The organism is Verrucomicrobium sp. BvORR034 (assembly GCF_000739635.1).
Classification (GTDB): domain Bacteria; phylum Verrucomicrobiota; class Verrucomicrobiia; order Verrucomicrobiales; family Verrucomicrobiaceae; genus Verrucomicrobium.
Genome location: NZ_BATQ01000061.1, coordinates 1 through 794, shown reverse-complemented (window position 1 = coordinate 794; position 794 = coordinate 1). Strand labels below are relative to the sequence as shown.

Below are 794 nucleotides of genomic sequence, written 5' to 3'. Positions count from 1 at the left end.
AATCTGGTCATCGCCAAAGCGGAACTTCCTCCCTCCGCCTACATCGACCTTCAGGCGAAGGCGTCCGAAGTGCTCCAGATCAAGGTGGACGATGTCTCGTCCAAGCCCATCAGCCTCATCGACTGGTCCAAGCGAATTGAGACCGTTCAGGCCACCGTCCAGAAAGTCACCCGCAGCAAGAGCGGAACGAAACAGGGCGACAAGATCACCATCCGCTACGAGCGCCTGCTTCCCAAGAAAGGCTGGGCCGGCCCCTCCCCCGCGCCCCCACTGGAGCAAGGCAAAGAATATCCCGCCTATCTCGACAAGACGACCGATGGCACCTTCGAACTGGGAGCAAAGGGAAAGAGCTTTACGGAGGTGAAGTGATTTCCGGGAGTGAGGGGAGCGGAGTATGAGGAGTGGCCGTGAGGTTTATGGTTGGTGACTCGCGAGCAACTTCTCAAGCCGCTCAGATCTCCAAGCCAGCGGGTGATATCCATCGCCTGGCGACGAAGTCGCTGTGGAGTGCGTGCGGGAACCGCCGCTTTGGTGGCCCTGGTGACGTCGTCCGTTTAATGATTGTGAGCAGCGGCACTGGCCCGCTCAGATTCTCGCCAGCGTCTTGGAGTGTCGGTGGCTTGACACTGCTTTCGCCAGCGGCTGATGGGGACAACGAGCGTATTGAGTGGCCTGATGATTGAGCGGTCAAACGGGAGCAAAGCCCTCTCCCCTACTCCCATCCCAGGTTCTAGCACCTCACAAACTTCGCCAAAGCGGCGATTCTCGCGCACACTCCAAAACATGCCGGGCAT

1 pseudogene is annotated in these 794 nt (G+C 59.1%); it reads left to right on the top strand.

The features are described from left to right. Window positions 1-369: pseudogene (locus BV034_RS11350) on the top strand (hypothetical protein); the annotation flags it as partial. Between the last annotated feature and the right edge of the window lie 425 nt (window positions 370-794).